Source organism: Achromobacter sp. GbtcB20 (assembly GCF_019091095.1).
Taxonomy (GTDB): Bacteria; Pseudomonadota; Gammaproteobacteria; order Burkholderiales; family Burkholderiaceae_B; genus Achromobacter; species Achromobacter mucicolens.
In genome coordinates this window covers 1-14350 of record NZ_JAGXJZ010000030.1, presented here as the reverse complement: position 1 = coordinate 14350, position 14350 = coordinate 1, and the positions used below count along the sequence as shown (strand labels likewise).

Annotated in this window: 13 protein-coding genes; 10 read left to right on the top strand and 3 right to left on the bottom strand. The window is 66.7% G+C overall.

Annotated elements, in window-relative coordinates:
* Positions 1 to 47: 47 nt before the first annotated feature.
* From KVT32_RS25480 to KVT32_RS25470, 3 genes are read right to left on the bottom strand one after another with little or no spacing between them, the layout of a single operon-like run.
* The gene (locus KVT32_RS25480; protein WP_152383301.1) at positions 48 to 1088 is read right to left on the bottom strand and encodes a hypothetical protein; all 1041 of its coding nucleotides are present in this window, start codon (positions 1086 to 1088) and stop codon (positions 48 to 50) included.
* A gap of 50 nt (positions 1089 to 1138) precedes the next feature.
* Positions 1139 to 1633 carry a MarR family winged helix-turn-helix transcriptional regulator gene (locus KVT32_RS25475; protein WP_056327479.1) on the bottom strand — a complete coding sequence of 165 codons (495 nt, stop codon included), beginning with the start codon at positions 1631 to 1633 and terminating at the stop codon, positions 1139 to 1141.
* 11 nt (positions 1634 to 1644) lie between these two features.
* Entirely contained in the window at positions 1645 to 2547 is a 903-nt protein-coding gene (locus tag KVT32_RS25470; RefSeq protein ID WP_217619013.1) for an alpha/beta hydrolase, read from the bottom strand.
* Between the two features lie 236 nt (positions 2548 to 2783).
* Here KVT32_RS25470 and KVT32_RS25465 point away from each other — a divergent pair, with 236 nt between their 5' ends.
* The 10 genes from KVT32_RS25465 to KVT32_RS25420 all read left to right on the top strand — a co-directional run bounded on the left by KVT32_RS25465 (position 2784) and on the right by KVT32_RS25420 (position 14219).
* On the top strand, positions 2784 to 3950 hold the full coding sequence (locus KVT32_RS25465; protein ID WP_217619012.1) for an ABC transporter substrate-binding protein: 1167 nt from the start codon (positions 2784 to 2786) through the stop codon (positions 3948 to 3950).
* A gap of 197 nt (positions 3951 to 4147) precedes the next feature.
* On the top strand, positions 4148 to 5068 hold the full coding sequence (locus tag KVT32_RS25460; protein WP_056327617.1) for a branched-chain amino acid ABC transporter permease: 921 nt from the start codon (positions 4148 to 4150) through the stop codon (positions 5066 to 5068).
* 2 nt (positions 5069 to 5070) lie between these two features.
* The gene (locus tag KVT32_RS25455; RefSeq protein WP_056327473.1) at positions 5071 to 6033 is read left to right on the top strand and encodes a branched-chain amino acid ABC transporter permease; all 963 of its coding nucleotides are present in this window, start codon (positions 5071 to 5073) and stop codon (positions 6031 to 6033) included.
* Positions 6030 to 6821 carry an ABC transporter ATP-binding protein gene (locus tag KVT32_RS25450; RefSeq protein WP_371825615.1) on the top strand — a complete coding sequence of 264 codons (792 nt, stop codon included), beginning with the start codon at positions 6030 to 6032 and terminating at the stop codon, positions 6819 to 6821. The genes KVT32_RS25455 and KVT32_RS25450 overlap by 4 nt, the downstream gene beginning before the upstream one ends.
* Positions 6821 to 7525 carry an ABC transporter ATP-binding protein gene (locus KVT32_RS25445; RefSeq protein WP_152383302.1) on the top strand — a complete coding sequence of 235 codons (705 nt, stop codon included), beginning with the start codon at positions 6821 to 6823 and terminating at the stop codon, positions 7523 to 7525. Before KVT32_RS25450 ends, KVT32_RS25445 begins: the two co-directional genes overlap by 1 nt.
* Before the next feature lie 322 nt (positions 7526 to 7847).
* A complete protein-coding gene (siaA, locus tag KVT32_RS25440) occupies positions 7848 to 9833 on the top strand; it encodes a biofilm regulation protein phosphatase SiaA (RefSeq protein ID WP_217470114.1) in 1986 nt (661 codons plus the stop codon).
* 22 nt (positions 9834 to 9855) lie between these two features.
* The gene (gene siaB / locus KVT32_RS25435; RefSeq protein WP_056327466.1) at positions 9856 to 10395 is read left to right on the top strand and encodes a biofilm regulation protein kinase SiaB; all 540 of its coding nucleotides are present in this window, start codon (positions 9856 to 9858) and stop codon (positions 10393 to 10395) included.
* 36 nt (positions 10396 to 10431) lie between these two features.
* Positions 10432 to 10809, top strand: a complete 378-nt coding sequence (siaC, locus tag KVT32_RS25430) for a biofilm regulation phosphoprotein SiaC (protein ID WP_152383305.1) — start codon at positions 10432 to 10434, stop codon at positions 10807 to 10809.
* The gene (gene siaD, locus KVT32_RS25425; protein WP_142051408.1) at positions 10806 to 11603 is read left to right on the top strand and encodes a biofilm regulation diguanylate cyclase SiaD; all 798 of its coding nucleotides are present in this window, start codon (positions 10806 to 10808) and stop codon (positions 11601 to 11603) included. The genes siaC and siaD overlap by 4 nt, the downstream gene beginning before the upstream one ends.
* A gap of 39 nt (positions 11604 to 11642) precedes the next feature.
* Positions 11643 to 14219 (top strand): EAL domain-containing protein, encoded by a 2577-nt coding sequence (locus KVT32_RS25420; RefSeq protein WP_254607284.1) that lies wholly within the window; start codon positions 11643 to 11645, stop codon positions 14217 to 14219.
* Positions 14220 to 14350 lie beyond the last annotated feature (131 nt).

Here is a 14350-nt window from a genome sequence, read left to right as displayed (position 1 = left end):
GGGCGGTGTCCGGCCCCCTCGGCAACCCGAGGGGCGGGGCGTCCGCGTCAGGGACCGATACGCATGGCGGCCACGTCCAGCACGCCGGCCTCGCGGTTGCTCAGCACGCTGCGCACGGTGCCGTCGGGCGCCTGCAGCACCGACTTGCCCGCGGGAACGTCTTCGCCGCCGGCCCGGCGCGCCGAGCGCCCGCGCGAGGGCGAGAACAGCAGGTCGCCCGGCTGCGCACCCTGCAGGCGCGGGTTGGCGGCCAGCACGCGCGTGCCGGGCGGGTAAGTCATGTCGCCCAGCACGGTGTCGCGCGCCGCCAGGCCTTCGAAGCCCAGCATCCGGCGCTGCGCGTCCAGTTGCAGGTCCACCTTCAGCAAGGGAATCCTGGCCACGGTCAGGGAATCGCTGCCCTCGGTGCGCAGCAGCCAGCGCGGGCCGGACCCGCTCTTGTCCAGCGGCGTGCCGCGCAGGGCGGGGTCGACCTTGAGCCAGGCGCCCGCCGGCACGGGCTGCTGGTCCAGCGTGTTGCCGATGGCCAGGTGGCAGCTGGAGAACTGCGGATGCCCGCCATGCACGACGAATTCGATGCGGTGGCCGTGGGCGCACAGCCAGCCCTCCAGCGCCTGGTCGCGCGCGATTTCGGCGGACAGCGTTTCGGGTTGCTTGCTGGTCGCGGGGTAGCGGAACAGCTGGGTCGCCGCGACGCCCAGGATCTCGGCGGGATGGGCTTCGGGAAAGGTGGCGCGGTCAAACGAGGCCAGATCGCCCGGCGTGGCCAGCCGCAGCGTCGTGCCGGCGGGCATCTGCACCCCGGCCAGCTGCGTGGGCTGGGCCAGCACGGTCTTGCGCGCGTCGTCGGCCTGCGCATCGCGCTGGGCCACGAACCACTGGCTGAACTGCTGGTACGGAAAGATGGCGCCGACGACTGCCAGCAAGGTCATGAGCACGGTGCCGGCGCGCCGGTGGACGGCCAGCCATTCGCGGGCGCCGCGCGAGGTGGCCAGGACGGCGAGCCAGGTCAGCAACGTGGACAGGCAGGCCAGCGAGGCCGCCATCAACACGTAGAAATTACCGCCAGGAAGAGATACCGGAATCATGGCGGCAATTATGCGCCAATCCGGCCCCCGGATCCGGCGCGCAAGAACGCTTAATCGCGGTTGGCCGCCGAGCGGGTGGCCACCACCTGCAGCTTCAGTTCGCCCAGCGCCTGGAACAACGCGTTGCGGCTGGATTCGGGCAGGTCGGCGAACATGGATTTGACCCAGTTTTCGTGGGCCCGCGCCATGCGCGAGAAGCTTTTCTTGCCTTGCGGGGTCAGCTTGATGAGCGAGCTGCGGCGGTCCGATTCAACCTTGGTCCGCACCACCAGGCCTTCCTTTTCGAGCTGGTCGGTGATGCCCGTGATATTGCCGTTGGTCACCATCATGTGACGCGAGAGCTCGCCCATCTTCATGCCCTTGGGCGCGCGCTGCAATTGCGCCATCAGGTCGAAGCGGGGCAGGGTGGTGTCGAATTCATTGCGCAGGCGGCTGCGGATCTCTCCTTCGATGAGATTGGCGCAGGTCAGCATGCGCAGCCACAGGCGCAGCGCGTGATGGTCGTCGGGCGCGGCGCGGGATTCCAGGTCGGGAGTGTCGGTCATGGCTCGGAAGATTACCGGGAATGCGGTGGTGATGAGGGCGCCAGACCCATCTGTTCGAAGATGGCTTGGGTCAGCGGGCTGTTCGGATCGTTGAGCGTCAGGACGATATCAAAGTGATTGGTGCCCGGCATCGGGACATACCTGCCGGGAAACCCGCGTTCGCGCCAGGCGGCCAGGTAATCATTGCTCTGGCGCTTGAATTCGGCGGTTTCGGATTCGCCGTAGCTGACCACCAGCGGGCAGCCCGTCTGCGGCAGTTGCAGCGCGGGGCTGTTGCGGATGGCGTCGGCCTCGCTCATGCGCATCCATTCGTTGATGTGCGTGTGCACCAGCGGGCGCAGGTCGAACAGGCCCGACAGCGGCGCAGCGCCCCGGACCACACTGGGCGGCACGTCGTAACTGGCGTGCCAGCCGCTGGCCAGCAACGCGCCGACCAGGTGGCCGCCGGCCGAGCTGCCGCAGATGTGAATGCGCGCCGGGTCGCCGCCGTATTGGGCGATATGGCGATGGATCCAGGCCAGCGCGCGCCGGTTCTGGTCGACGATGCGGTCCAGCGTCACGGCCGGGGCCAGCGAATAGTTCACGGCCACGACCACCGCGCCCGCCCGGGTGAACGCGGGCGCCATGTTGCTGGACTCGTTCTTGGACAACAGGCGCCAGTAGCCGCCGTGGATGAACACGAAGACGGGCGCGCCGGGTTTGCCGGGCGCGGCGCCGGCGGCTGGAAATATGTCCAGCAATTCGTCGGGATGATCGCCAAAAGGCACGTCGAGCGCGCAATCCAGCGTGCGCCGGGCAGTGGCGCTGTCCTCGGCGTATTTCTTGAGTATCGGCTGGATGTCGGGTACTGTCGCGCGAGCGTTGTACTGGACGTCCAGCTGAGCGCGATCGTAGTTGCGGTAGAGGGTGTCCATGGCGGCAGGTGGTAAAAACCCTAGACTTGTTTTGCCGAATACTTTAAACCTAAACTATGAACCACGCCAGTTTTCCCTGTGCTGCTTGAGGGGATTGCGGCGTGGCAGGCATACCTCCTGCCGGCACGGCCTGACGGCGGCGACCATCGCGCCGGCGGGCCGGGCACAGAAGTCTTTCGCATCGCACCTTCAAAAAGAACACCCTCTGCGCGGGCTCGCGCACGGAGCACACCACCATGCGTTTGATCACTTCCTTCCTGGCTGCCGCCGCCCTGGTCCCCGCCATGGCCTACGCCGACACCGTCAAGGTCGGCATCGCCAACGACATCTCCGGCCCGTTCTCGGCGCTGGGCGCCGAGGCCCGCGACGGTTTCAATCTGGCCATCAAGCAACTGGGCGGCAAGTTGGGCGGACAGCCCGCGGAATTCCTGCAAACCGACATGGGCGGCAATCCGGACCAGGCCCGCCAGCTCGTCACGCGCTACATCCAGCGCGAAAAGGTAGACTTCTTCACGGGTCCCATCGGCTCGAACGTGGCGCTGGCCGTCGGCCCCGCGCTGTTCGCCGCCAAGATCCCCTACCTGTCCAACAACCCCGGCCCCAGCCAGTTCGCCGGCGCGCAGTGCAACAACTACTGGTTCGGCACGTCGTACCAGAACGACGCGTTCCACGAGGCGGCCGGCAAGGTCGCGGCGGACCGCGGCTTCAAGAAGATGTTCATCATGGCCCCGGACTACCCGGCCGGCAAGGATGCGCTGACCGGCTTCAAGCGCGGCTACAAGACCGCCCCGGGCGACGAGGTCTACACCAAGCTCGGCCAGATCGACTACGCCGCCGAGATCGCGCAGATCCGCGCCGCCAAGCCGGACGCCGTCTACATCTTCCTGCCGGGCGGCATGGGCATCAACTTCGTCAAGCAGTTCGTCTCGGCCGGCCTGTCCCAGAACGTCAAGCTGATCGGCCCGGGCTTTTCGGCCGACGAGGACGTGATCCAGGCGGTGGGCGACCCCATGCTGGGCATGTACAACACGGCGCAATGGGCGCATGACCTGGACGTGCCGCAGAACAAGGCCTTCGTCGACGCCTTCCGCAAGGAATACAACGGCCGCTACCCCTCGGTCTACGCCGCCCAGGCGTATGACGTCATCATGGCCATGGACGCCGCCGTCAAGCAGGCCGGCGGCAAGGCCACCGACCGGGAAGCCATCGTGAAGGCGCTGGAAAAGGCCGACTACCCCTCGGTGCGCGGCAGCTTCACCTACGGCAAGAACCACTACCCGATCCAGGCGTACTACCTGCGCGTCGTCGACAAGGACGGCAGCGGCCGCATCACCAACAAGCTGGTGGGCAAGGTGTTCGACAAGTACCAGGACGTCTACGTCGGCGACTGCAAAAAGATGTGACCCCCCCCGAAGCGCTGCGCGCTTCCCCCCCAGGGGGCGTCGCAGCGGACCGGCAAAGCCGGATCCGCGCGACCCCGCTTGGGGGCAGACGGGTCATGATTCGAGCGCTGCGATATTCGTTGCGGGATGCAGGTGGGATAGCTTTGATGAATTGATCGCGAGGCCCTTCGGCGGCGCGCGGCAAGGGGGAAGTTTTCATGACGTTTACGCTGATCGTCGAGCAATTGCTGAACGGTCTGCAGTTTGGGTTGATGTTGTTTCTGATTGCGGCCGGGCTGACCCTGGTGTTCGGGATCATGGACATCATGAATCTGGCTCACGGCTCGCTCTACATGGCTGGCGCCTATGTCGCCGCCGAAACCATGCAACGCACCGGCTCGTTCACCGCCGCGGTTCTCGTGGCGGCGGTCGCCACGGGCATCGTCGGCATCGTGCTGGAACTGTCGCTCATCCGCCGCCTGGCGCTGCGCGACCACCTTGCGCAGGTGCTGGGCACCTACGCCGTCATCCTCATCGCCAATGACCTGGTCAAGATGATCTGGGGCCCGGCGCCGGTCATGCTGAACATGCCCGCGATGCTGTCCGGTCCCGTGCGCCTCTTGCCTGACCTGCTGTACCCCGCCTACCGCCTGATGATCATCGTCTTCGGCGTGGCGGCGGCTGCCGGGCTGTACTGGTTCGTGACGCGGACCCGCGCCGGCGTGCTGGTCCGGGCCGGCGCCTCCAACCGCCAGATGGCCACCCTGATGGGCGTGCGCGTGCCGCTGCTGTTCCTGGGCGTGTTTGTGCTGGGCGCCATGCTGGCCGCGGTGGCCGGCGCGCTGCTGGGCCCGATCACCTCGGTGCAGGTGGGCATGGGTGAAGAGATCCTGATCCTGGTGCTGGTGTGCATCGTCATCGGCGGCATTGGCTCGATCCGGGGCGCCTTCGTGGGCGCGCTGCTGGTCGGCATGGTCGACACCGCCGGCCGGGCGTTTCTGCCGATGCTGTTGCGCCAGGTGTTTTCTCCGGCCGTGGCCTCCAGTGTCGGTCCGACGCTCGCGGCCATCGCCATTTATGTATTGATGGCGGCAGTGCTGGTGTTCCGGCCCTCTGGCCTCTTTCCGGCGCGGGGCTGACCATGAAAACCAAGATCTGGACCGTGGTCCTTCTGGCCGCGCTGGCGGTGTTTCCGCTGGTGGCGCCCATGCTGGGCCTGGACTTCTACATTTCGTTCGTGCGGCGCGTGCTGATCTACGCGTTGGCGGCAACCAGCCTGAACCTCATCCTGGGGTACGGCGGGATGGTGGCGCTGGGCCACGCGGCGTTCTTTGGCGCGGGCGCCTACGCGGTGGGCATCCTGGCGATGTCGGGCGTCACGTCCGCGCTGGTGTCCTGGCCGGTGGCGATGCTGCTGGCGGGCGTGCTGGCCTGCATCACGGGCGCGATCTCGCTGCGCACGCGCGGCGTGTACTTCATCATGATCACGCTCGCGTTCGCGCAGATGCTGTTCTATATCTTCATCTCGCTGCGCCAGTACGGCGGTGAAGACGGGTTGAACCTGCCGGGCTATTCCACCCTGCCGGGCATCGACCTCGCCCACGACGTCAGTTTCTATTACCTGGTGCTGGTGCTGTTCGCGCTGCTGATGTGGGCCTTCGGCCGCGTGGTCGCCTCGCGCTTCGGCATGGCGCTGCAGGGCATCCGCGAGAACGAATCGCGCATGGAATCCATGGGTTACCCCGTCTACCGCATCAAGCTCGTGGCCTTCACGCTGAGCGGCGCGGCCGCCGGGCTGGCGGGCGCGCTGCTCGCCAACCACAACCTGTTCATTTCGCCCAGCCTCATGCACTGGACCCAATCGGCCAACCTGCTGATCATGGTCCTGGTGGGCGGCATCGGCCTGCGCTACGGCGGCGTGGCCGGCGCGGTCGTGATGCTGACGCTGGAAGAAGTGCTGCGTCTGTGGACCGAATACTGGCACCTGCCCCTGGGCGTGCTGCTGCTCTGCGTGGTGTTTGGTGCGCCGCGCGGCCTGGTCGGCCTGTTCGGGCCGCTGTTCAGCGGGCGCGCTGCCCCGCAATCCGGCAAGGTGGGCTCATGAGCACTCCGATGAATCCCACGACCCGCGCGACCGGCACGCACGCCTTGCAGGCGCGCGGACTGGTCCGCCGCTTTGGCGCCCTGGTGGCCACCGACAACGTGTCGCTGTCGCTGGAGCCGGGCGAGATCCACGCCCTGATCGGCCCCAACGGCGCCGGCAAGTCCACGCTGATCCACCTGCTGTCGGGCACGCTGTCCGCCGATGCCGGCACGCTGGAGGTGGACGGCCGCGACGTCACCGCGATGAACGCGCACCAGCGCGTGGCGGCGGGGCTGTCGCGGTCCTACCAGATCACCAACATCTTCAAGCAGTCCAGCGTGCTGGATAACCTGGTGCTGGCCGTGCAGGCCCACGCGGGCAGCAGCTTCCGCTTCTGGAAGCCGCGCGCCGCGGAGTCGGCGCTGTATGACCAGGCGCGGGAACTGGCGCGCGAGTGCGCCATCGACGCCAGCCTGCTTGGCCGCGCCGCGGGCACGCTGCCGCACGGCGAACAGCGCAAGGTGGAATTTGCGCTGGCGCTGGCCGCCCGGCCCAAGGTGCTGCTGCTGGACGAGCCCATGGCGGGCATGGGGCCGGACGAGACCGTCCGGCTGACCGAACTGATCGAATCCATGCGGGGACGCGCCGCGATGCTGCTGGTTGAACATGACATGCAGGCGGTCTTCCGTCTTGCCGACCGCCTGTCCGTGCTGGTCTACGGCCGGGTCATCGCCTCGGGCACGCCGGACGAGATCCGCGCCAACCCGGAAGTGCGCCAGGCCTACCTGGGCGACGAGGAGACCGTGTGATGCTGGCCATCGAATCGGTAAAGAGCGGCTACGGCGCCAGCCAGGTGCTGTTCGGCGTGGACCTGGAAATCGGCGCGGGTCAGGTCGTGACCCTGCTGGGCCGCAACGGCATGGGCAAGACCACGCTGCTGCGCACCCTGTTCGGGCAGCTGCCGCTGCGCGGCGGCAAGATCCATTTCGCGGGGCAGGACATCAGCGGCTGGAGTCCGGACCGCATCGCGCGGGCCGGCGTGGCAATTGTCCCGGAAGGCCGCCAGTGCTTTCCCAACCTGACCGTGCGCGAGCATCTGACGGCATTCGTCGCGGGCCGCAACCCGGACATCGGCGAGCCCTGGACGCCCGATCGCGTGTTCGAACTGTTTCCCCGGCTGGCCGAGCGTGCCCGCAACATGGGCAACCAGCTGTCGGGCGGCGAGCAGCAGATGCTGGCCATCGGCCGCGCACTGGTCACGAACCCGCGGCTCCTGATCCTGGACGAAGCCACCGAGGGGCTGGCGCCAAAGATCCGGGAAGAAATCTGGAACTGCCTGGCGCGCCTGCGGCAAGCCGGGCAGACCATTCTGGTGATCGACAAGTATGTCGAAAGGTTACTTAGCCTTGCCGACCGGCATGTCATCCTGGAACGCGGCAAAGTGGTCTGGACGGGCGATTCCCAAGCCCTGGATTCGGACCGCAGCCTCTGGGAACGCTACCTCGGCGTGTAGCCGGCGTGTCGCAATAAAGCTGCAAATCGGGACGGCGAGTGGTAACAGCCACTGATATAAAACGCAATAAATCAAGATATATATTGCTCGCGTGAAACTTAGGGTGTCTCGAACGCATCCAGACGTTTGCACCTGTATCAATAAACCCCACCGCCATCTACACTAGCCGCGCCGGATCGCCCGCATGGGGCGCCGGCGTTCAGGCTCATGGCTCAAAAGGCGGGGCATCAGCATGGCAGGGCGCCTCGTACGGCCTAAGCACCCGACCTGCATCCCCCGTTTTCGCGCGTGACATCGCATCAGGCTGTCAGGAAGACTTCGCATGGCGAAATGGGGATTGCGCAGGAAATCACTAATGGCGCTGCTGTTGGCGTGTCTGGTCGCGTTAGCGCCGGCCGCGCTGATCGGCTGGCAGGTGCTGGACGGCGTGCGCGAGCACTTCGGCCGCGCCTTTGCCGACAATTTCACGCAATTGAATCGCCAGCGGATCCTGGCCCCGGTGTCGCGCGAACTCGCGCTGTCGCAGCGCCTGGCCGACAGCGAGGTCACGCGCCGCTGGCTTCGCAATGAAAACGATCCCGCCGCGCGCGAGCTGTTCTTCCGCGAGGCCGACGGCTACCGCCGCGACCTGCTGGGCGGCGCCTATTTCATCGCCAGCGCCGCCTCGGGCAATTACTACTTCAACGACGACAAGCCGCTGTCCGAGACGCCGCGCTACACGCTCAGCCCCAGCGCGGCCGACGACGGCTGGTTCTACGCCACGATCAAGTCTTCCGCCCGCTACAACATCAACGTCAATCCGGACCTGAAGCTGCAGACGACCAAGGTCTGGATCAACGTGCAGATCCGCGACGGCGAGAAGGTCATGGGCCTGACGGGCGCGGGGCTGGATGTGGGCGGGTTCCTGAAGGAATTCGTGAACAGCGGCCAGCCGGGCGTCACGCCCATCATCGTGGACGAGGAAGGCGCGATCCAGGCGCACATGAACCCCGCGCTGATCGCCTACAACTCGGGCGCGGGCGGGGCCAGCGGCGAAGGCATGGTCTTCAGCCTGCTGGACGAGGGCGCGGGCCGCGCCGAGCTGCTGTCCGCCATGCACGCGGCCCAGGCGGACCCGCAGTCGGTGCAATCGGCCTGGGTCAAGATGGACGGCGTGCGCCAGCTGGTGTCGGTGGCGTACATGCCGGAGCTGCACTGGCACGTGCTGACCGTGGTCGACCTGGGCGCCGCCCGGGTGCTGGACACGGGCTGGCTGTGGCCGGCCGCGATCGGCCTGGTGGTGCTGTTTGCGGCGATGCTGCTGTGCTTTGGCTATGCCATCGAACGCCTGATGCTGCGCCCCTTGCGCCGCCTGCAGCAGTCCGCCCGGGCAATCGCCGACGGCAGCTACGACGTGCGCCTGCCGCCGGGCGGCCAGGACGAGATCGGCGACCTGAGCCGGGCCTTCGGCGTGATGGCCGACAAGGTGCGCAAGCACACGGCCGAACTGGAAACCAAGGTGCGTGAACGCACCTCGGAACTGGAAGACGCCAACCGCGCCATGGCCGCGGCGCACAAGAAGATCGGCGACTCGATCGATTACGCCAGCCTGATCCAGCGCGCGATCCTGCCGGACCGCCAGCTGACCCAGTCGCTCGGCGCGCACCATTTCGTGCTGTGGAAGCCGCGCGACGTGGTCGGCGGCGATTTCTACGTGTTCCGCTCGGACGGCGCCAACTGCCTGCTGGGCATCATGGACTGCGCGGGCCACGGCGTGCCCGGCGCGCTGATGACGATGCTGGCGCGCGCCGCCATCGATCTGGCGATCACCGAAGTCGGCCCGGGCGATCCCGCCGGCATTCTGACGCGCACCGACAACGCCATCCGGGCGATGCTGGCCGACGCGCAATTGCCGCGGGCCCTGGCCACCAACACCGATGCGGGGCTGGTATATATTGACCGGCAATCCGGCAGGTTGCTGTACGCAGGCGCCAAGATCAGCCTGTACGCAAGCGATGGTGAAACCCTGCGCGAAGTGCCCGGCGCCCGGCGCGCACTAGGCGACAAGCGTATGGGGGTTTACGAGAACATCGTGCTGCAGATGGAGCCGGGCTGGACGTACTACCTGGCCACCGACGGGTTCCTGGACCAGGCCGGCGGCGAGCATGGTTTCGGCTTTGGCAACACGCGGTTCGCGGAAATGCTCAAGACGCACGCCCGCAGGCCGTTAACCGAACAGGCGGCGGCTTTCAGCCAGGCGCTTGCCGAATACCAAGGTGGCCGGCCCCAGCGCGACGACATTACCTTGCTGTCTTTCCGTTTCGAATAATCGTTATCAAGGCGGTACCCTCATGAATGCCTCCGATCTATACGCGTTGGGCGCGCGCTTCGACCAGAACCGCACGCTGCTGTGCTTTAACGGGCCGATCTCGCGCAGCCTGATCGAGGAAATCGGCAATGCGCTGAAGAACTACCTGAATGCCGAGCACGTCCGCCCCGCCGAAGCGATGGATGTGTTCTCGGTCTACATCGAAATGATCCAGAACATCCGCCAGTACGCCGCGCAGAACGGGGACGCGGACGCCTCGGCCACGGTGGTCATCGGCCGCCGCGACGAAAGCCGCTACGTGGTGTCGGCGGGCAATCTGGTCAACGCAGAGGACGGCCACAGCCTGGTCGCCCGCATCCAGGAACTGGCCGCGCTGGACAAGGCGGCCCTGAAGGCCGAATACAAGGCACAACTGCACAAGCCGCGCACGCAGGGCGTGGCGTCGGGCGCAGGCCTGGGCCTCATCGACATCGCGCGCCGCGCCGGCGCTCCGCTGGAAGCCAGCCTGACCCCCGCCGCACAGCCGGGCAAGGCCTTCTTCAGCCTGAGCGTGGTGGTCTGAGAACGCGCGTTCAAAGGATTATTTTCGGAGTATTTGATGAAAGACCTGAACATTCCCGGGACCCAGTCCACGCCCGCCATCGCCGCCGACGCTGCCGCCGGCGTGCTGGCGATGCGCGGCGACTCCTATCCCGAGAATTCCTTCGAACTGTTCGGCCCGGTCATTGAGTGGGTCGAGACGTACCTGCAGGACCGCGACACGCCGCTCAAGCTTGAGCTGGAACTGCTGTACCTGAACACCAGCAGCATCAAGTCCGTGATGGACATCTTCGATGTGCTCGAGGCCGCGCACCGCAAGGGCCGCGAGGTCGGCGTGACCTGGTTCTACGACATGCGCAACGAGCGCGTGGGCGAACTGGCCGAAGAGTTCAAGGAAGACTGCACGTTCCCGTTCTCGGTGGTCGGCCGCCAATGAAGCCGGGCGCCGCCGAACTGGACAAGCGCATCGCCGCTCTGCTGGCGGATCCGGCCCATGCCGGCCATCCGCTGCGCGACGCGCTGGAAGCGCTTTGGCGGCACACCGAGGAACAGATGACGCGCATCCAGCGCGTGACCCAGCTTTCGGACGCCTACCAAAGCATGGCGCACGAACGTGAACTGGGCCTGTGCGACCAGTTCGATCGGCAGTTGCGCCGGTTGACCCGCATTGCGCGGATCTCGGATCACTACCAGAACATGATGCGCGACCTGAACCGCGCGCTCGAGGAAACGTCCAGCCGCGATCCCCTGACCGGCCTCTTGAACCGCCGCGCGCTGATGGAGACGATCAAGCAGGAAGTCCAGCGCGCCGCGCGCACGGGCGACAGCTTCGTCGTGGCGATGCTGGACGTGGATCACTTCAAGGCCGTGAACGACCGTTTCGGCCACGAAACGGGCGACCGCGCCCTGGTGGAACTGGCCGCCGTGCTGGGCGAAAGCCTGCGCGAATACGATCTCTGCGGCCGCTGGGGCGGGGAAGAATTCCTCGTGCTGCTGCCGCAGACGCAGCCGGAAGCCGCGCAGGTGGTCATGGACCGCCTGGTGGGCGACGTGCGGGCGATGGCAATGCCGGCCGGGGATGAAGTCCTGCGGCTGACGGTCAGTATCGGCATGGCGCATCACCAGTTGGGCGAAACGTTCTCAGAGACGCTCAGCCGGGCGGATCAGGCGTTGTATCTGGCCAAGCAGGACGGACGCGATCGCGTCGCCCTTGGTTTTCCGAGGCGCTGAATGAAACCGGAACAGCTGTTATCCGGGTTGGAGCCCCTTATGCTTGATTCTCATCTTGGCGGTTCGGAGACGAACCCCCAAGGCGCCGCTTGGCATGTGGGCACTTATCTGACGTCGATGGACCGCGCTTTGCTGCTGTTCGATTTCGACGCCAGCGGCTCCTTGTTGAACGGCAATCCCAATTTCCTGGCCGCGGTGGGTTACACCCGCGAAGAGGCCCTGACGCTGCGCCACGACGTGCTGTGCGACAGCATGGACGAAGGCAAGGGCACCGGCAGCGGCGAGCAGGTGTGGGCCCGGCTGCGCCGCGGCCAGCACTTTTCGGGCACCTGCCGCTATCGCACCAAGGCAGGCGCGTCGCTGTGGATCGAAGCGACCTACCTGCCGCAGCTGAACGAAGCGGGGGAGGTCGGCCGCGTGTCGGTCATTTCGCGCAAGTCGATCGCGGACGCCGAACGCCAGGAGGAAATCCGCCTCCTGATGCTGGGCATCAACGAGACCGGCAATGCGGTGGCGGTGTCGGGCTGTGATGGGCGCATCGTCTACGTGAACGACGGCTTTCAGCGCATGCTGGGCTTCTCGCGCGGCGACGCGGTCAACCAGGACCTGGGCGAACTGCTGTCCGGCGGCCGTGCCGACGGCGGCACGCGCGAGGAACTGCATCGCCGCATCGCCTGCCGCGAGGGCTATCACAAGGACGTGCTGGTGTATGACCGCGGCGGCAAGCCGTTGTGGGTGTCGGTGATGGCCAATTCGGTGTTCGACGAGCGCGGGACGCTGGTCAACATCGTGGACGTGCTGACGGACATCACGCCGACGAAGGTGCACGAGGTGCTACAGCGTCGGGTGCTGCAGGCGATGGTGAACGAGGCCTCGGTGGTCGAGGTCATGAACATGGTGTGCCGCGAGGTCGAGCGCCTGGCGCCGGAAGTGGCGGCCTCGGTGTTGCGGGTGGACGATGCGGGCCTGTTGCGCCCGCTGGCCGCGCCGAGCCTGCCGCAGGGCTATTCGGACGCGCTGGAAGGCGTGCCGATAGGTCCCCAGGTGGGCGCCTGCGGCACGGCGGCGTTTCTGGGCCGGCCGGTCATCGTGCCGGACATCGCAACGGACCCGCTGTGGGACGATTACCGCCATCTGCCGCTGCCCGAGGAATACAAGGCCTGCTGGTCGTCGCCGATCAAGTCGAGTGACGGCCGGGTGATTGGCACGTTCGGCTTCTATTTCCGCGAACGCCGCCTGCCGGACGATTTCCATCATCGTCTGGTGGACGTGTGCGTGTACCTGTGCGCGCTGGCGCTGGAACGCGAGGAAGCCCGCGCGCGCATCCGCCAACTGGCGTTCTACGACGAGCTGACGGGCCTGCCGAACCGCAATCTGCTGCTGGCCCAGGCCGAACAGGCGATCGCGCGCGCCGAACCGGAACGCAAGCGGGTGGCGGTGCTGTTCTTGGACCTGGACCGCTTCAAGCAGGTGAACGATACGCTGGGCCATCCGATCGGCGACGCGCTGCTGCGCGACGTGGCGCAGCGCCTGCGCCGCCTGGCGCGCGCGACGGACATCGTGGGCCGGCTGTCGGGCGACGAGTTCGTGATGCTGATGCCGGAGTTCGAACACGGCCGCCTGACCGCCGCCGCGGAGCACATCCTGGTGGCGCTGGCGCAGCCGTTCTCGGTGGGCGGCATCACGCTGAACCCGTCGGTGAGCATCGGCATCAGCGTGTTCCCGGAAAACGGCCGCGACATGGATACGCTGCTGCGCCATGCGGACATGGCGATGTACCAGGCCAAGACGGCGGGCCGCAACCGCATTTCATTCTTCAGCGCGGAAATGAACCGCCAGGCGCAGGAAAGGCTGGCGCTGGAGGCGGCGTTGCGAGACGCGCTGGAAGCCAAGGCATTGCGCTTGCATTACCAGCCGCAGGTGGGCTTGAAGAACGGCAGCCTGTACGGGGTGGAGGCGCTGGCCCGCTGGCGTCACCCGACGCTGGGCGACATCTCTCCGGCACGCTTTGTGCCGCTGGCCGAGGAGTGCGGGCTGATCGGTGACCTGGGCGACTGGGCGCTCCGAGAAGCCTGCTCACAACTGTCGATCTGGCGCCACAACGGCCTGCGCGTGCCGTCGGTGTCGGTGAACCTGTCGGCAACCAATTTCCACAACCTGAACCTGCCGCGCATGATCGCGGCGACGTTGGCCGAATTCGGGCTGGCGCCGGCGGATCTGATGCTGGAGATCACGGAAGGCGTGGTGCTGGACGCGACGGCAGGCACGCTGCGCACGATCGCCGAACTGCATCGCCTGGGCGTGCGGCTTTCGATGGACGACTTCGGGACGGGGTATTCCAGCTTGGGCCACTTGCGCCGGCTGATCGTCGACGAACTGAAGCTGGACCGCAGTTTCGTTCAGGGTCTGGAGAGCGACGATGCAGCGCGGGCGCTGACCAGCGCGGTGATCCGGATCGGGGAGAGCCTGAGCCTGCCGGTGGTGGCCGAGGGCGTTGAAAACGAGGAACAGCGGCGCTTCCTGATCGAGCAGGGGTGTGCGGCGGGGCAGGGGTTTCTGTTTTCACCGCCGTTGCCTGCGGGGGATCTTGAGGAGTGGTTGCGGGCTCGGGGGTGATCAGTTTGCTTTGGTTGTCGGGTTGAGTTCTTGAGGCGTCCGGCACGGCGGCGACCCGGGGCGCGCGGGGCCACGATTGCGGTCCGGAGCCTTCGCTCCGGACTGCCCCGTCGTCATCTTCGTCCGCCTTC